The organism is Rhodobacter sp. 24-YEA-8 (assembly GCF_900105075.1).
Lineage (GTDB): Bacteria > Pseudomonadota > Alphaproteobacteria > Rhodobacterales > Rhodobacteraceae > Pseudogemmobacter.
In genome coordinates this window covers 304511-320460 of record NZ_FNSK01000001.1, presented here as the reverse complement: position 1 = coordinate 320460, position 15950 = coordinate 304511, and the positions used below count along the sequence as shown (strand labels likewise).

At 63.9% G+C, this 15950-nt stretch carries 17 protein-coding genes; 14 read left to right on the top strand and 3 right to left on the bottom strand.

Going from position 1 to position 15950, the window contains the following annotated elements; genetic code table 11:
• Positions 1-26: 26 nt before the first annotated feature.
• Positions 27-587: a TetR/AcrR family transcriptional regulator gene (locus tag BLW25_RS01605; RefSeq protein ID WP_366267586.1), complete on the bottom strand. Its 561-nt coding sequence runs from the start codon at positions 585-587 to the stop codon at positions 27-29.
• 248 nt (positions 588-835) lie between these two features.
• Here BLW25_RS01605 and mbfA point away from each other — a divergent pair, with 248 nt between their 5' ends.
• The 5 genes from mbfA to BLW25_RS01580 all read left to right on the top strand — a co-directional run bounded on the left by mbfA (position 836) and on the right by BLW25_RS01580 (position 4982).
• Positions 836-1813 (top strand): iron exporter MbfA, encoded by a 978-nt coding sequence (gene mbfA / locus BLW25_RS01600; RefSeq protein WP_092895752.1) that lies wholly within the window; start codon positions 836-838, stop codon positions 1811-1813.
• A 103-nt stretch (positions 1814-1916) separates the two neighbouring features.
• Positions 1917-2747, top strand: coding sequence for an S-formylglutathione hydrolase (fghA, locus tag BLW25_RS01595; protein WP_092895750.1), 831 nt, complete (start codon positions 1917-1919; stop codon positions 2745-2747).
• Between the two features lie 159 nt (positions 2748-2906).
• On the top strand, positions 2907-3386 hold the full coding sequence (locus tag BLW25_RS01590; protein WP_092895748.1) for a YaiI/YqxD family protein: 480 nt from the start codon (positions 2907-2909) through the stop codon (positions 3384-3386).
• 13 nt (positions 3387-3399) lie between these two features.
• Positions 3400-4362, top strand: a complete 963-nt coding sequence (locus BLW25_RS01585) for a DMT family transporter (protein ID WP_092895746.1) — start codon at positions 3400-3402, stop codon at positions 4360-4362.
• Positions 4359-4982, top strand: a complete 624-nt coding sequence (locus BLW25_RS01580) for an HAD-IA family hydrolase (protein ID WP_092895744.1) — start codon at positions 4359-4361, stop codon at positions 4980-4982. The genes BLW25_RS01585 and BLW25_RS01580 overlap by 4 nt, the downstream gene beginning before the upstream one ends.
• Positions 4983-5044: 62 nt before the next feature.
• On the opposite strand, the gene BLW25_RS01575 is transcribed toward BLW25_RS01580, so the two are convergent.
• Positions 5045-5488, bottom strand: coding sequence for an NUDIX hydrolase (locus tag BLW25_RS01575; protein ID WP_092895742.1), 444 nt, complete (start codon positions 5486-5488; stop codon positions 5045-5047).
• 224 nt (positions 5489-5712) lie between these two features.
• Between BLW25_RS01575 and BLW25_RS01570 the strand changes: the two genes are divergently transcribed.
• The 7 genes from BLW25_RS01570 (at position 5713) to BLW25_RS01540 (ending at position 14109) form a co-directional block, all read left to right on the top strand.
• Complete coding sequence (locus tag BLW25_RS01570) at positions 5713-6732, top strand: Hsp33 family molecular chaperone HslO (protein WP_092895740.1); 1020 nt, start codon at positions 5713-5715, stop codon at positions 6730-6732.
• Positions 6722-7342 (top strand): CoA pyrophosphatase, encoded by a 621-nt coding sequence (locus tag BLW25_RS01565; protein ID WP_092895738.1) that lies wholly within the window; start codon positions 6722-6724, stop codon positions 7340-7342. Before BLW25_RS01570 ends, BLW25_RS01565 begins: the two co-directional genes overlap by 11 nt.
• Positions 7343-7355: 13 nt before the next feature.
• Entirely contained in the window at positions 7356-8507 is a 1152-nt protein-coding gene (locus tag BLW25_RS01560) for a CCA tRNA nucleotidyltransferase (protein ID WP_092901298.1), read from the top strand.
• Positions 8508-8567: 60 nt separating this feature from the next.
• The gene (locus BLW25_RS01555; protein ID WP_092895736.1) at positions 8568-10424 is read left to right on the top strand and encodes an ABC transporter ATP-binding protein; all 1857 of its coding nucleotides are present in this window, start codon (positions 8568-8570) and stop codon (positions 10422-10424) included.
• Complete coding sequence (locus tag BLW25_RS01550; protein WP_092895734.1) at positions 10421-12283, top strand: ABC transporter ATP-binding protein; 1863 nt, start codon at positions 10421-10423, stop codon at positions 12281-12283. Before BLW25_RS01555 ends, BLW25_RS01550 begins: the two co-directional genes overlap by 4 nt.
• A complete protein-coding gene (locus BLW25_RS01545) occupies positions 12276-13511 on the top strand; it encodes a class I SAM-dependent RNA methyltransferase (protein WP_092895732.1) in 1236 nt (411 codons plus the stop codon). The genes BLW25_RS01550 and BLW25_RS01545 overlap by 8 nt, the downstream gene beginning before the upstream one ends.
• A 97-nt stretch (positions 13512-13608) precedes the next feature.
• Complete coding sequence (locus tag BLW25_RS01540) at positions 13609-14109, top strand: L,D-transpeptidase family protein (protein WP_092895730.1); 501 nt, start codon at positions 13609-13611, stop codon at positions 14107-14109.
• A gap of 100 nt (positions 14110-14209) precedes the next feature.
• Here the strand turns inward: BLW25_RS01540 and BLW25_RS01535 are convergent, their stop codons facing one another.
• The gene (locus BLW25_RS01535; protein ID WP_092895728.1) at positions 14210-14728 is read right to left on the bottom strand and encodes a divisome-associated lipoprotein DalA; all 519 of its coding nucleotides are present in this window, start codon (positions 14726-14728) and stop codon (positions 14210-14212) included.
• Positions 14729-14990: 262 nt separating this feature from the next.
• Here BLW25_RS01535 and BLW25_RS01530 point away from each other — a divergent pair, with 262 nt between their 5' ends.
• Both BLW25_RS01530 and BLW25_RS24195 read left to right on the top strand, forming a co-directional pair.
• The gene (locus BLW25_RS01530) at positions 14991-15593 is read left to right on the top strand and encodes a L,D-transpeptidase (protein ID WP_092895726.1); all 603 of its coding nucleotides are present in this window, start codon (positions 14991-14993) and stop codon (positions 15591-15593) included.
• Positions 15594-15737: 144 nt separating this feature from the next.
• Positions 15738-15914 (top strand): hypothetical protein, encoded by a 177-nt coding sequence (locus tag BLW25_RS24195; RefSeq protein WP_092895724.1) that lies wholly within the window; start codon positions 15738-15740, stop codon positions 15912-15914.
• Positions 15915-15950: the final 36 nt, after the last annotated feature.

The window sequence follows — 15950 nt, the reverse complement described above, 5'->3', positions numbered from 1 at the left end:
GCGTACCCGACCCGGGGACAGGCGCCTCAGCCTTTCGCGCCGTAGCGCGCCATGAACATCTCCACCGTGGCCTCGACCGCGCGCTCGATCTCTTCGGGTTGAATGTCATCGACGAGGTTCAGCATCGCCCGGTCATGCACCGTCGATTTCGCCAGCTGCACGAACTGATCCACCGCAAGGTCGAAATCCGCGATTTCCAGCTCGCCGCGTGCCGCCAGTTCGCGCAGCCGGGTCTCCAGCCGCCCCCTGACGATCCCCGGCCCGTTCACATAGAACTGCCGCGCAAGTTCGGGAAAGCGCGACACTTCGCCGACGACAAGCCGGAAGAGCTGCCGCCCGAAATCCGACAGCGCAAAGCGGATCACCCGCCGCGAGGACTGGGCCAGAAACTCGCGCGCCGGGGGGGTCTGCGTCATATCGGCCTCGGCAAACCTGGCCTGGCGCTGGCATTCAACGCTGAACACTTCGGCAAACATCACGCGTTTGTCTGGGAAATAGGAATAGAGCGTGGCCTTGGAAACCCCGGCCTCGCGGGCGATCTCATCGACCGATGCGCCTTCAAACCCATCGCGCAGGAAAACACGCAATGCGCCTTCCTGAACCTGATCAAATTTTCGGCCTCTGCGGACCTCGGAGTCGGAAATACATGTCATAACAGCAGCATCATGGCCGCCGGTCGGGCCATTGGCAACCATGAGGCTTGTCAATTCGCCCCCGGGCCGGAATTTCCGGCTGGCCTTCCGGCGGCGCAGCAGGCTAGCTGGCCGCTATGCAGCCTGTCGCGCGAAGATTGTGCCGGGGGGCTTAAGTGATGCCGCTGTGATGGAGGTCCGAGATGTTGACCGCGCTCTCATCCCGCCGCCGGCTCCGGGACCTCTCGGAGAAAGAGATCCTCGCTCTGGCGATCTCGTCAGAAGAAGATGACGCCCGCATTTACCGCCATTACGCCGACCATCTCCGGGAGGCATACCCCGCCAGCGCGGCGGTGTTTGATGGGATGGCGCTTGAGGAAGACGGCCATCGCCGCGCGCTGATCGACCTTTTCACAAGCCGGTTCGGCCAGGTGATCCCGCTGATCCGGCGCGAACATGTGGCAGGGTTCCATATGCGCAGGCCGGTCTGGCTGAAGGCGCAGATGTCGCTGGACGTAATCCGGGCCGAGGCGGCCAAGATGGAACGCGAGGCCGGCGCCTTTTATGAAAGCGCCGCCGCCCATATCACCGATGCGGCAACGCGTAAATTGCTGGGCGATCTGGCCCAGGCGGAATCAGCCCATGAACGGGCGGCCGATCAGCTGACAGAAACCCATCTGAGCGACGATGCCAGTGCGGCCGAGAGCCAGACGGAAAAGCGCCAGTTCATCCTGACCTGGGTGCAGCCAGGCCTTGCCGGGCTGATGGATGGCTCGGTCTCGACCCTCGCGCCGATCTTCGCCACGGCTTTCGCGACGCAAAACACCCATACGACCTTTCTGGTGGGGCTGGCCGCCTCGGTCGGCGCCGGGATCTCGATGGGCTTTACCGAGGCCGCGGCCGATGATGGCCGGATCTCGGGGCGCGGCAGCCCGATCAAACGCGGGATCGCGACCGGGGTGATGACGGCCCTTGGCGGGCTTGGCCATGCCCTGCCTTATCTGATCCCGAATTTCCACCTGGCCACCTCCATTGCGATGATCGTGGTGTTCTTCGAACTCTGGGCCATCGCCTGGATCCAGAACCGCTATATGGAGACACCATTCCTGCGCGCGGCCTTCCAGGTGGTGCTGGGCGGCGCACTGGTCTTTGCCGCCGGTGTGCTGATCGGCGGCGGCTAGGTGCGCCCGCGCCCCTTGCTCCGGCGCGGCAATAACTCCATGGTGGCGCCAAAGCCGGAGGGGGCCGGGATCCGCCCCATCCGGAGACGAAGGAGGAGAGACCATGAAGACGATTTCGGAAAACCGCTGCTTTGGAGGGGTGCAGGGCGTCTATAGCCATGCCTCGGAGACCACGCGGACCGATATGACCTTTGGCCTTTTCCTGCCGGAAGGGGCCGAAGACGGGCCGGTGCCGCTGTTATGGTATCTCTCGGGCCTGACCTGCACGCATGAGAATGCGATGGTGAAAGCCGGCGCGCAACGCTGGGCAGCCGAGGCCGGCATCGCGCTGATCTTCCCCGATACCAGCCCGCGCGGCGAGGCGGTCGCCAATGATGAGGCCTATGATCTGGGTCAGGGCGCCGGCTTCTATGTGAATGCGACCGAAGGCCCCTGGGCCAGACACTACAGGATGTGGGATTACGTGACGGATGAGCTGCCGGACCTCGTATTCCGCGCCTTCCCGCTGGAGGAAGGCCTTCAGGCGATCACCGGACATTCGATGGGCGGCCATGGCGCGCTGACCATCGCGATGAGCCTCCCGGGCCGCTTTTCCTCGGTCTCGGCCTTTTCGCCGATCTGCAACCCGATGGCGTCAGACTGGGGCCGCAAACAGTTCACCGCTTATCTCGGTGCGGATGAGAGCACATGGGCGCCGCATGACGCCTCGGCGCTGATGCGCAAACGTGGCTTTGACGGGCCGGTGCTGATCGACCAGGGCACCTCTGATCAGTTCATCGACCTGCTGAAACCCGAAGCCCTTGCCGCCGCGATGACAGAACGCCGCCAGGGCGGCACCTTCCGGATGCAGAAAGGCTATGACCACAGCTATTTCTTCGTGTCCTCCTTCATCGAAGATCACATCTCCTTCCATGTCGACGCGCTGAGGGGCTGAAGACAAAGAGGGGGGCCCTGCCCCCTCGGCCCTTTCAGGGCCTCTCCCCCGGGATATTTAGAGACAGATGAAAATATCCGTGTTTCATCTGTCCTTAAATATCCCCGCCGGAGGCTTCCCCGGCCGGCCAGAGATGACAATGCATGTCAGGAATGCCCGATGACGCTTTATATCGACGCCGATGCCTGCCCGGTGAAAGCCGAGGCCGAACAGGTTGCAACCCGGTTGCGCCAGCCGATGGTGCTGGTTTCGAATGGCGGCATCCGGCCCTCGGCCAATCCGCTGGTCTCCTCGGTCTATGTCGGTCAGGGCCTGGACGAGGCTGATCGCTGGATTGCGGACCACGCGGGGCGCGGTGATGTGGTGGTGACCTCGGATATCCCGCTGGCCGCGCGCGTGATCGAAGGCGGCGCCTTTGTCGTCAAACCCAATGGGGAAGAGTTGCATGAGCGCAATATCGGCTCGGTTCTGGCCACCCGCGATCTGATGGCAGACCTGCGCTCGGCCGATCCGTTCCGCCAGGGGGGGGGCCGCGCCTTCTCGAAAGCCGACCGCTCGCGGTTTCTGGAAGCGCTGGATCGCGTGATGCGCCGCGCCGATGTCGCGGGCAGGACAGACGCGGGCGGGAAAGCAGGCTGAAACTGCTGCCATTATGTCTGAGCCCATACACCATGCCGGCCCGTCCGGCCCCGCGCCGGTTCTGACCGGCATCCTGCTCGCGGCAGGCGGAACCGCGCTTTACTCGGTCAATGATATGGCGATCAAGCAGCTTTCGAGCGGCTATGCGCTGCATCAGATCATCCTGATCCGTTCGCTGATCGGGATGACGGTCCTTCTGTTCCTGATCGCGCGCTCCTCGCGCGGCTTTGCCCAGCTGCGCACCCGAAGGCCACTGGGCCACCTGATCCGGGTTTTCGTCATCCTGATCTCGAACTCGGTCTATTATACGGGCCTCGCAGTGATGCCGATGGCCGATGCGGCGGCGGTGTCCTATACGAGCCCGCTGATGGTGACGGCGCTTTCCGTCCTTGCGCTGCATGAACGTGTCGGGCCGCGACGCTGGTTCGCGGTATTCCTCGGCCTGATCGGCACCATCCTGATCCTGCGCCCCGGCGCCGGGGTCATCCAGGTCGCCGCCCTCCTCGTGCTCCTGTCTTCGCTGCTCTATGCAATCGGCAATCTGATGACCCGCTCGATGCGCGAAACCGAGACGGCGATGACATTTTCCTTCTATGTCATCTCGGGTTTCATCATCCTGTCATCGCTTATGGGTCTGATCTGCGGTGATGGCCGGTTCGACACCGGCGATGAACTCTGGAGCTTTCTGTTGCGCCCCTGGATCTGGCCGCCGCTTGCCGATATCCCCTGGCTCTTGCTGACCGGCTGCTGCGTGGTGACCGGCGGGCTTATGGTTGCCCAGGCCTATCGCACCACCGAAGCCGCCATCCTCGCCCCCTTCGACTATACCGGGATGCCGATGGCGATTTTCTGGGGCGTCACCATATTCGGCACCTGGCCCGACCTTACCTCCTGGGGCGGCATCGCGCTGATCTGCGGCTCGGGTATCTATATCGTCTGGCGCGAGGCGATCATCGGCAAAAGGAAAAAGACGTGAAACCCGAAGCCGTCATCTTCGACATCGGCAATGTGCTGCTCCGCTGGGATCCGGAGGGCTTTTATGACCGCGAAATCGGCGAGGACCGCCGCCGCGCGCTTTTTGCTCAGACCGGCCTCATGGCAGTCAATGACGCGATCGACGCCGGCGCGCCTTTCCGCGCCTCGATCGAGGATCTCGCCGCACATCATCCGGCCTGGGCGGCCGAGATCATGCTCTGGCATGATCGCTGGCACGATCTCGCCTCGCCGCCGATCACCGGAGCAATCCGGCTGCGCGACACTTTGCGCGCCAAAGGCATCCCGGTCTTTGCTCTGACGAATTTCGGCGACGGTTCCTGGGACCATGCCCTGCTGCGCTACGGCTTCCTCGCCGATTTCGACCGGCTCTATATCTCGGGCCGCCTGCGGCTGGTGAAACCGGACCCCGCGCTCTACGCCCATGTCGAGGCGGATTGCGGCATCGCCCCCGACCGGCTGCTCTTTGCCGATGACCGCGCCGACAATATCACCGCCGCCGCCAGGCGCGGCTGGCGCACCCATCAGGTCGAAAGCTGGGAAGGCCTCGCCCGTCGTCTCGTCGCGGAAGACCTGCTGACCGAGGATGAGGCCGGGCTCTGATCGCCCCTGCCTCCTGATCGAAATACTACCGGGGATGCGGAGGGAGATACCCCCCGCTTCCGTCACCGGCCAGCCAGCACCCGTGCCAGCATGGCGCGGTCACCCTCACTGCCCAGAAGCTCCAGCGCCTCTCCGGGGGTCAGCCAGACCGCCGTATGGCCCGGCTCGCCTGGCGGCCCGTGCCGCAGGACCGGCCGCGCCAGCCAGACCGTGCAGACCTTCTCGGCCCAGAAGTCGTAATCCGGCATGAAGGTGAAGCGCCGATAGGTCCCGATCCGTCGCGGCGCATCGATCTTCCAGCCGGTCTCCTCAAAGACCTCGCGATGCAGCGCCGCGAGCGGGTTCTCGCCCGGATCTATCCCGCCGCCCGGCAGCTGGAATTCCGGCACCGGGCTTTGCTGGAAGGTGGTCAGGATCCGGCCCGCGCGCCACAGAACCGCATAGGCCCCTGGTCGCCGGCGATACTGCTGCCCGGGTTTCACCGCCTCGCCATACCGCCTGATCATCGCATCCCCACAAAGCGCCCCATAAACGGCCCCCCTTGGTCACCCGCCCTGTCGCGCCTATATAGGCCGTCGAACCCAGTCCCGGCCAGGGCGCCGTTCTGCCTTCAGCCTTGCCAGAGCCCGCCCTGATGGGCAAGGCTCATGGCATGCGCGTGCAGAGCCCAGGCCCTGCCCGGGTCTCCGCCCTTAAGACATGCGCAAATTCCGCGCCCGAGGATAAATCTATGGCAACCGGGACCCAGATCGGCTCCAAAATCGCGTGGGATGACACCGTCCTTCCCTTCCAGCTTGACCTCAGTGGCATCCGTGGCCGGGTGGCGCGGCTGGACGGGGTGCTTGACCAGGTCCTTTCGCAACACAGATACCCGCCCGCCATCGAGGCGCTGGTGGCGGAATGTGCGCTTCTGACCGCGCTGATCGGGCAGACGATCAAACTCCGCTGGAAGCTCTCGCTGCAGATCCGGGGCAATGGTGCGGCCCGGCTGATCGCCACCGATTATTACGGCCCGACCGCCGAGGGCGAACCCGCCCGCATCCGCGCCTATGCCAGCTATGACGCTGACCGGGTTTCTCAAACCGATGACCCCTTTTCGCTGATCGGCGAAGGGTATTTTGCGGTCATGCTCGACCAGGGGGAAGGGATGCTGCCCTATCAGGGCTTTACGCCCATCGCCGGTGGCAGCCTGAGATCCTGTGCCGAAACCTATTTCGCGCAATCCGAACAGATCCCGACCCGTTTTGCACTGAGCTTTGGCAAAAGCCACGAGCCGGGGCGTGAGGCCGGCTGGCGCGCGGGCGGCATCATGCTGCAACATATGCCGCAAACCGGCGGTGTGGCGGCGGCAGAGGGTTCGGGCGAAGGCGGGCTTCTGACCCATGCCGATATTCTTTCCGGCGCACCGGCCGAAGACTGGAACCGTGCCAATCACCTTCTCGACACTGTCGAGACGCTGGAGCTGATCGGCCCCAATGTCGCGCCGACGGAACTGCTGGTGCGGCTCTTCCATGAGGAAGAGCCCCGGGTATTTGATGCTCAGCCGCTGCGGTTCGGCTGTTCCTGTTCGGAAGAAAAGGTGCGCAACACGCTCTCGATCTACAGCCAGAAAGACATCGCCCATATGACGACGCCGGAGGGCCGGGTCACCGCCGATTGCCAGTTCTGCGGCGCGCATTACGAGATGGATCCGGCCACGCTCGGCTTTGAGGGCACAGCTGCGGCCAGCGCCACCGGCAATGACGGCTGACCCTTCGCCCGAAACGCTGCGGCAGCTCCTGGCTGTGCCAGGGGCCGCCCGGCCATCCTCGGATTACGACCTGAATCCAGGCATCCGCCTGCCCGAGGGGCGCAAACTGCGCCCCGCCGCCGTGCTGATCCCGGTGCTGCTGGCGCAGGGTGGTGCGCGGGTCATGCTGACGAAACGCTCGTCGCAGCTGAAACACCATCCCGGCCAGATCGCCTTCCCGGGCGGCAAGGCCGACGAGGGGGATGCCGGCCCCGAGGCCACCGCCCTGCGCGAGGCATGGGAGGAAACCGGCCTTGCCCCCGGCGCGGTCGAGGTCCTTGGCCGCCTGCCGGACCATGAGACGGTGACCGGCTTTCAGGTCACCCCGGTTCTGGGGCTGATCGCGGCCCCGTTTACCCCGCGCCCCGAGGCCGGTGAGGTCGCAGAGGTTTTCACCGTACCGCTGGCGCATCTTCTGTCGATCCCGCATTACTCGATCGAGCGGCGGATGTGGCGCGGCGACTGGCGGCGCTATTACACAGTGCCCTGGGGGCCGTGGTATATCTGGGGCGCCACCGCCCGCATCCTGCGCGGCCTTGCCGGGCGCGCTGCCGGGCGGGACGGAACATGAAGAGCGCCGCAGTATGAAGATTACCGGCGACTGGCTCACCCGCGCCGAAAGCCAGCAGGTGTTTCACCTGCTGGAAGCCGCGGGCCATCAGGCCCTGGCAGTGGGCGGCTGCGTCAGGAATGCGCTGATCGGCGCGCCTGTCGCCGATGTCGACATCTCGACCGATGCGCATCCCGACCGGGTGATCGGGCTCGCCCGCGCGGCAGGGCTTCGCGCCGTGCCGACCGGGATCGACCATGGCACAGTCACCGTGATCATCGGGGACGAGCCCTATGAGATCACCACCTGGCGGCGCGATGTCGAAACCGATGGCCGCCGCGCCGTGGTGGCTTTTTCCGACCGGATCGAAGACGATGCCATGCGGCGCGACTTCACCATGAACGCGCTCTACGCCCGGGCAGATGGCACCGTGACCGACCCTTTGGGCACCGGCCTCGCAGATGCCCTGGCCCGCCATATCCGCTTTGTCGGCGCGGCAGAGGCGCGGATCCGCGAGGATTACCTGCGCATTCTGCGCTTCTTCCGCTTTTACGCCTGGTATGGCGACCCGGATGAAGGCCCGGACCCGGACAGCCTCGGCGCCTGCGCGGCGCTTGCCGACGGGATCGGCACGCTGTCACGCGAAAGGGTCGGCGCCGAACTGAAAAAGCTCCTCGCGGCCCCCGACCCGGCGCCTGCGCTGGCGGCGATGCAGGCCGCAGGCGTCCTTGCGGCCACGCTGCCAGGGGCGGATGCGCGCCAGATCGCAGTGCTGGTCCATTTCGAGGCGGGCCGTACCCCGCGCTGGACCCGCCGCCTTGCGGTCATGGTCGGCGAGAGCCTGCCCGAGACCCTGCGCCTTTCACGCGCCGAAAGCGCAGAGATCACCCGCCTGCGCGACGCCACCCTGGAAGGCGGCGCCCCTGCGCGACTGGGTCATGTCCTCGGCAGCGAAACGGCCACCGATGCCATCCTCGCCCGCGCGGCGCTGATCGAAAGTCCGCCGCCGCCGGGTTGGGAAGACGCGGTCGCGCGCGGTGCCGCCGCCCCTTTCCCCGTCACCGCTGCAGACCTGATGACGGATTTCAGCGGCCCTGCGCTTGGCCGGCGGCTGGCAGTGCTGAAAGAGGCCTGGCTCGCCTCGGATCTGACCCTCGGCAGAGACGCACTGCTGGCTCTGCCCTGAGCCGCAGTTTCCTTTTACCGCAAAACCGTATAGACACCCCGGACAATTCCGGGTGCTGAAATGTTTCGCTTTTTCGAGGGTCTCGTCGACCCGTATACCGCCTATTCCGAAACGGATACCCCGCCGCGCAAGCTCTGGCCCTGGCTGAGGGACTATATCCGCCCCTTCCGCAAGGTCTTTGCGGTCACCGGCACCCTGTCGGTGGCCTCGGCCTTCATCGAAGTGGCGCTGATCTGGTATCTCGGGCGGCTGATTGACCTGATGGTGACGTCGGGCCCTGCCGCCTTTTTCGCCGAGCACGGCCTGGAAGTCGCGCTGATCGCGCTGGCGGTCCTGGTGGTACGCCCGATGATCCAGGTCGGCAGCGTGGCGCTGCTGCACAATACGATCCTGCCGAATTTCGGCACCATGATCCGCTGGCGCGCCCATCGCCATGTCCTGCGCCAGCCCGTCGGCTGGTTCGAGAGCGACTTCGCCGGCCGCATCGCCAACCGCATCATGCAAACCCCGCCCGCCGCCGGTGACGCGGTGTTCCAGACCTTTGACGCGGTGGCCTTTGCCGCCGTCACGGTGGTTGGTGCGGGGCTTATGCTGGCCGAGGCCGATCCGCGCCTTCTGGTGCCGCTGGTCCTGTGGTTCGCGCTTTACATGGCGCTGGTGCGCTGGACGATCCGCCGCGCCGGACCGGCCGCGATGGCAAGCTCGGATGCGCGTTCCGCCGTGACCGCGCGGGTGGTCGATGCCTATTCCAACATCCATTCCGTCAAGCTCTTCGCACATCACGACCGCGAAATCCTCTATGCGAAAGAGGCGATCGAAAACGCCCGTACAACCTTCCAGAAGGAAATGCGGATCATCACCAGGATGGATCTCGCGCTGACGCTTCTGAACGGGTTCCTGATCATCGCGATCATCGGCTGGGCGGTCTGGCTCTGGGTTCAGGGCCAGGCCTCGACCGGAACCGTGGCCGCAGCTTCGGCGCTGGTTCTGCGGCTGAACAACATGACCTTCTGGATCATGTGGGCGTTTTCCGGCCTCGTCCAGGCTCTGGGCGTGGTGCAGGAGGGGATGCAGACCATCACCCAGCCCATTCAGCTGACCGATGCGACCGGCGCGAAACCGCTGGACTATCGCGAGGGGCTGATCGAGCTGAAAGGCCTGCGCCACCATTATGGGCGCGAGGCGGGCGGCATCCAGGGCATCGATCTGGTGATCCGTCCGGGCGAGAAAATCGGTGTGGTCGGGCGGTCAGGTGCGGGGAAATCCTCGCTGGTGAAGCTGATCCTGCGGTTCTACGACCCCGAAGGCGGCGAGGTGCTGATCGACGGCCAGGATGTGACCAAAGTCACCCAGGATTCCTTGCGCCGGTTGATCGGCATGGTGCAGCAGGACAGTTCGCTGATGCACCGCTCGGTCCGCGACAATATCCTTTATGGTCGGCCGGATGCGACAGAAGACGAGATGATCGCGGCCGCCAGACGCGCCGATGCGCATGAGTTCATCCTGACCCTGGAAGATCCCTCCGGGCGCCGCGGCTATGACGCCCATGTCGGCGAGCGTGGCGTAAAGCTTTCTGGCGGTCAGCGGCAGCGGGTGGCTCTGGCGCGGGTGATCCTGAAAGACGCCCCGATCCTGATCCTCGACGAGGCCACTTCGGCACTGGACAGCGAGGCGGAAGCCGCGATCCAGGCCGCGCTTTACGGCGTGATGCAGGGGAAAACCGTGATCGCGATTGCGCACCGGCTTTCCACCATCGCCGAGATGGACCGCATTGTCGTCCTGGATGATGGCCGCGTGGCCGAACAGGGCAGCCATGCCGAATTGCTGGCCCAGAACGGGCTTTATGCCCGGTTCTGGGCGCGGCAGTCTGGTGGCTTCATCGGCCTTGAAGACCAGTCTGAGGATCAGCCGCAATGAGCATTTTCGCCTGGCTCGGAGCACGGATCGACGCATTTCGCCCGGCGGATGGGCCGCCGCCGCAAAACCTGGGCGCCTTCATGCGCTGGTGCCTGCGCGGCGCTTGGCCATGGATGATCGTCGCAGGCGTGATTTCTTCGATTGCCGGCGCGACCGAGGTGGTCAGTGCCGTGATCCTCGGCTGGGTGGTGGATGCGGCGGTCAATGCCGGGCCGGAGGCGTTTTTCCAGGCCCATATGGGGCTTTTGCTGATCTTCCTGATCTTCTACCTCGTGCTGCGACCGATGGCGTTCGGCCTGTCATCGGCCTCGAACTCGGTGGTGATCGGGCCGAATGTGATGCCGCTGGTCTTGTCGCGACTGCATCGCTGGACGCTTGGCCAGCCGGTCACCTTCTTTGACAATGATTTCGCGGGGCGCATCGCCACCAAGCAGATGCAGGCCGCCCGCGCCGTCACCGATACCGCGACCGAGATCATCAACACCGTCTGTTTCGCGCTCGCCTCGGTGATCGGGTCGGCGATTTTCCTGCTGGCGATTGACCCGCTGGTCGCGCTGGCGCTTCTGGGCTGGCTGATCTTCTACGTGCTGATGATCCGCTTCTTCATGCCAAGGGTGCGCAAAAATTCTGCCGCCCGCGCCGCGACCCGCGCCATGGTCTCGGGCCAGGTGGTCGACACCATTACCAATATCAAAACGGTCAAGCTGTTCGCCCATCACAGGTTCGAAGATGAGGTCGCGCTGAAAGCGATGGAAAGCTTCCGCGAAGCCTCGCTTGAATTCGGCGAGATCTCGACCTGGTTTCGCTTTTCGCTGATGGCGCTGTCAGGGCTTTTGCCGGTCCTGCTGATCGGGGGCACGCTCTTGCAATGGCAGGCAGGGCTGGCCACTGCCGGCGATATCGCTGCCGCCGGCGCGGTCGCGATCCGCATCGCGCAGATGTCGGGCTGGGTCTCGTTCACGCTGATGGGGATCTATACTTCGGTCGGCGAGGTCGAGGACGGGATGAAGACCCTCTCTGTCCCCCATACGCTGGCCGATGCTGAAGATGCGGCGCAGCTGCCGCAGATTCGCGGCGAGATCGGCTATAATGACGTGACCTTTGCCTATGGTCGCACCGATGAGAAAGGCCGGGGCGGGGTGCGCGACATCCGCCTGACCATCATGGCGGGCGAGAAGATCGGCATTGTCGGTGCTTCGGGCGCCGGGAAATCGACTTTGGTTTCGCTGTTGCTCAGGCTTTACGACCCGGAAAAGGGCTCGGTCACCATTGACGGCCATGATCTGCGCGGTGTGACGCAGGAAAGCCTGCGCCGTCAGATCGGTATGGTCACGCAAGAGACCGCGACCTTCAACCGATCCGCGCGCGACAATATCGCTTATGGCAATCCCGAAGCCTCGCAGGCCGAGATCGAGGCGGCTGCGCGGGCCGCCGAGGCTCATGACTTCGTCTCCTCCATGGTCGATCACCAGGGGCGCCGGGGCTATGACGCCTTCCTTGGCGAGCGCGGTGTCAAGCTTTCCGGCGGCCAGCGGCAGCGCATCGCACTGGCGCGGGCATTTTTGAAAAACGCGCCCATTCTGGTGCTGGATGAGGCGACATCGGCGCTTGACAGCGAGGTCGAGGCCTCGATCCAGGAGGCGCTGGAACGCGTGATGCAGGGCAAGACCGTGCTTGCCATCGCGCATCGGCTTTCGACCATCGCGGCGATGGATCGCATCATCGTGATGGAAAAGGGCGAGATTGTCGAAGAAGGCAGCCATGAGGCGCTGCTGGCACAGGACGGGCGCTATGCGCGGTACTGGAAACGCCAGTCGGGCGGCTTCATCGTCACCGAACAGGAAGAAGCGAATGGGTGAAACGGTTCGGCTGGTCATTGACCGGCTGGGGCATCTGGGCGACGCGATTGCGTCCGGCCCGGATGGTGCGGTGTTTGTTGCCGGGATGCTGCCCGGCGAAGAGGTCGAAGGCATATTGCAGGGCGACCGTATGACCGGCGCGCGGATCGTGACGCCGTCGCCTGCGCGGGTAAAACCGCCCTGCCAGCATGCGAAAAGCTGCGGTGGCTGTCAGCTGCAACATGCCTCGGACGAATTCGTGGCCGGCTGGAAACGCGATGTGGTCGCCCAGTCGCTGCGTCTCCAGGGGATCGAGGCGCCGCTTTTGCCCGGGGTTGTGACCTCGCCACCGGCCACAAGGCGACGCGCGACCCTGTCGGGGCGGCGCACCAAAGGCGGTGTGCAGCTGGGGTTTCACGCCAAAGGCCAGGAACTGATCATCGCGATGCCGGGCTGCAAGCTGCTGCATCCCGACCTGATGGCCACCCTGCCCGCGCTGGAGGCGCTGGTGCAGTTCGGGGGCTCGCGCACATCCGAGATCCAGCTTCAGGTAACGCAAAGCCTCGCGGGGCCGGATGTGGTTGTGACCGGCGGCAAAAAGCTGGACGGCCCGGCGCAGATGGAGCTTGCTCGGCTTGCCGAGCGGTTCTCCATCGCGCGGCTGACCTGGGATAAAGAGATCATCTCGCAACGCGAGGCGCCGGTGATCCGGCTGGGCACGGCGCGGGTCGAATTCCCCCCCGGCGCCTTTTTGCAGGCGACATTCCAGGGCGAGGCGGCACTGGTCAGCGCGGTGAAAACCGCCGTCGGGGGCGCGAAGCGTATTGCGGATCTGTTCTGCGGGCTTGGTACTTTCGCCCTGCCGCTGGCGGCAGAGGCGTCGGTCCATGCGGTGGAGGGCCACCCTGCCCTTACAGGCGCGCTTGAAAAAGCCGCGCGCAACACGCCGGGGCTGAAAAAGATCACCACCGAGACCCGCGATCTGTTCCGCCGCCCGCTTGAGACCGATGAGCTGAAGGGCTTTGACGCGGTCATGATCGACCCGCCCCGTGCCGGAGCCGAGGCGCAATGTCAGAGGCTTGCGGCGTCAGAGGTGCCGGTGATCGCGATGGTGTCCTGCAACCCCGTCACCTTTGCGCGCGACGCAAAGATCCTGATCCAGGCCGGCTACCGGCTCGACCATGTTCAGGTCGTCGACCAGTTCCGCTGGTCGGTCCATATCGAACTGGCAGCCCGTTTTTCGCGTTGAAAATAACGCATCCGTGAGACCGGATGGCGACGGGAATGCTGGCCTCAGCAAGGTGATTCCGCTATCCGGTAAAAAAACAGGCGAGCGGAAACACTCCATGCGGGCATTCAGACTTCTTATTATCCTGGCGCTTGCGGTGACGCTGGCAGCCTGCGGCAAGAAGGATACCAAATTCCGGACCTATAAGGGCCCGGAGGTCACTTCGGTCGTCATCAAAAAGACCGACCGAATCATGTATCTTCTGCACAATGAAAAAGTGCTGAAGAAATATGATGTGGGCCTCGGCTTTGCTCCGGTCGGCCACAAGCAGTTCGAAGGGGACGGCAAGACGCCCGAAGGCACCTATTACATGACCTTCAAGAACCCGAACTCGCGCTACCATCTGTCGCTTTACGTGAATTATCCCAATGTCATCGACAAGGAATTCGCGCTTTTGCAGAATAAGAAACCCGGCGGCGAGATCTTCATCCATGGCGGGCCGCGCAACAAAGTCTCGGTGCGGGACTGGACAGAGGGCTGTATCGCCGTGACCGATGATCAGATCGAAGAGGTCTATTCCATGGTCAATCTGGGCACACCGATCCACATCCTGCCCTGAATTTCCCCCCATAGCCAACAGACAAAGCAAAACGGGCGGCCCTGCACAGGCCGCCCGTTTTGCTTTGGTCATTTGCTTTCGCCGGGGTTCCGCGGCCGGATCAGCCGCCTGTTACCAGCGTCCACCAGATCTTTCCGCCCTCTTCCTGATACCAGGCGAAGCCCGCCTCGCGCGCATTCGGATCGAGGATCACATCGCGCTGATCCTTGGCCGCCATCCAGACCGAGAGCGTCTCCAGCTCTGTCTGATAGGTCTCCGAGATATTCTCGCCCAGAAGCCGCCCGTTATAGCCCGCGCGCTGCACCCGCGTCAGCGGCGAAGAGCCGTCAGAGCCGAAATGCCAGGGGCGGTTCTGCACCGACATATCGCGCGAATGGGTCTCTGCCGCCGCATTCAGCGCCGCGCTGAAGGCCAGAGGCTGCGCACCCTTTGCCCGCCGCATCGTATTGACGCTGTCGAGGAAGCGATAAGGGATCTGTTCGGCAATGGCCGGGGTGATGCGATAGATGCGCGGCAACGGCTTGCCATCCGCACCAAGCTGCACCGGTTCGGTTCCCGCCCCCACACATGCCGCCAGCAAAAGTGCCGGCCCCAGGGCCAGGAATGCTCGTCTGTTCATGTTCTCACCAACTACTGCCCGTTTCGGTGTTTTACCCCTTTTATCCGTTCTGCGGCGCAGGCGCAAATGCTACGCGTGACGCAGGCGCCGGGCGGCCCCGGGTCAAGATGCACGGGGGCCTGCAGACATCGCCCCGGCCCGCTTTCGCGCCTTTGCACAGCGCAGGTCGCCACCATGCACGAAAGTTACAACCGTTTGATTTGCGCATGACGCCGGAAAACACTAGGTTCCGCACAAAAATACCCATTCCAGGAGTAACGAAATGTCCGCTGACCACCTGAATCGCCGCAGGGTGCTTGGCAATGCCGCCGCGTTGGGGGCCGCCGCACTTGGCGCCTCTGCCTTCGGAGCCGCCACTTTCGGCACCGGGCTGACGCCGGCAATGGCCCAGGATACTCCGCGCAACAATGCCTCCAGCTTCCGGATGCTGGACTGGCGGGGCTATTTCGACAACACCCGCAAAGGGGCGATTCTCGTCGATATCACCTCGCGGGCGCTGCATTTCTGGTCGGAAGACCAGTCGGTCTACCGGCTGTACCCGACCTCGGTGCCGCTCTCGGATGATCTGACCCGTCTGGGCCGGACCGAAGTGGTGCAAAAAGTCGTCAATCCGTCCTGGCGCCCGACGCCCTCGATGAAAGAGCGCAATCCGGAATGGCCGGATGTGGTTGAAGGCGGCGCTGCGGACAATCCGCTTGGAACCCGCGCAATGTATCTGAGCTGGACCTATTACCGGATCCACGGCACGCATGACACGCGCAAGATCGGGCGGAAATCGTCCAATGGCTGCATCGGCATGTATAATGAACACGTGCAGGAACTTTACGATATGGCGCAAATTGGCACACAAGTGTTGCTAATTTGACGACACTTTAGCCCTACATACAGCACCCGCTTACAGCGAATTGCATTTTCCAGGGGCTCCTGATTAACAAACGGATACGAGGACACTTGGGTGCATGTCGTGACCTCTGCAATACCACGGCATGCTGTAACTGGAGATTCTAAGATGAAAAAAATCGCGCTTGCCGCTGCTCTCTCGGTTGCCGCTTCGTCGGCTTTCGCAGGTGGTGTTGTTGAACCCCATATGGAGCCGGAAGTCGTGAAGCAAACGACGTCGTCCTCGGGCGGCATCCTTGTTCCGCTGCTGGTGCTCGTTGTGATCGCAGCAGCTGCCGCAAGCTGATCACTGAAGCAATTCATGGAAAGGGACGGCAGAGTT

Coding starts and splice junctions, on each gene's coding strand:
- mbfA (WP_092895752.1), top strand. CDS start 836: ATGTTGACCGCGCTCTCATCCCGCCGCCGGCTCCGGGACCTCTCGGAG.
- fghA (WP_092895750.1), top strand. CDS start 1,917: ATGAAGACGATTTCGGAAAACCGCTGCTTTGGAGGGGTGCAGGGCGTC.
- BLW25_RS01590 (WP_092895748.1), top strand. CDS start 2,907: ATGACGCTTTATATCGACGCCGATGCCTGCCCGGTGAAAGCCGAGGCC.
- BLW25_RS01585 (WP_092895746.1), top strand. CDS start 3,400: ATGTCTGAGCCCATACACCATGCCGGCCCGTCCGGCCCCGCGCCGGTT.
- BLW25_RS01575 (WP_092895742.1), bottom strand. CDS start 5,488: ATGATCAGGCGGTATGGCGAGGCGGTGAAACCCGGGCAGCAGTATCGC.
- BLW25_RS01570 (WP_092895740.1), top strand. CDS start 5,713: ATGGCAACCGGGACCCAGATCGGCTCCAAAATCGCGTGGGATGACACC.
- BLW25_RS01565 (WP_092895738.1), top strand. CDS start 6,722: ATGACGGCTGACCCTTCGCCCGAAACGCTGCGGCAGCTCCTGGCTGTG.
- BLW25_RS01560 (WP_092901298.1), top strand. CDS start 7,356: ATGAAGATTACCGGCGACTGGCTCACCCGCGCCGAAAGCCAGCAGGTG.
- BLW25_RS01555 (WP_092895736.1), top strand. CDS start 8,568: ATGTTTCGCTTTTTCGAGGGTCTCGTCGACCCGTATACCGCCTATTCC.
- BLW25_RS01550 (WP_092895734.1), top strand. CDS start 10,421: ATGAGCATTTTCGCCTGGCTCGGAGCACGGATCGACGCATTTCGCCCG.
- BLW25_RS01545 (WP_092895732.1), top strand. CDS start 12,276: ATGGGTGAAACGGTTCGGCTGGTCATTGACCGGCTGGGGCATCTGGGC.
- BLW25_RS01540 (WP_092895730.1), top strand. CDS start 13,609: ATGCGGGCATTCAGACTTCTTATTATCCTGGCGCTTGCGGTGACGCTG.
- BLW25_RS01535 (WP_092895728.1), bottom strand. CDS start 14,728: ATGAACAGACGAGCATTCCTGGCCCTGGGGCCGGCACTTTTGCTGGCG.
- BLW25_RS01530 (WP_092895726.1), top strand. CDS start 14,991: ATGTCCGCTGACCACCTGAATCGCCGCAGGGTGCTTGGCAATGCCGCC.
- BLW25_RS24195 (WP_092895724.1), top strand. CDS start 15,738: ATGAAAAAAATCGCGCTTGCCGCTGCTCTCTCGGTTGCCGCTTCGTCG.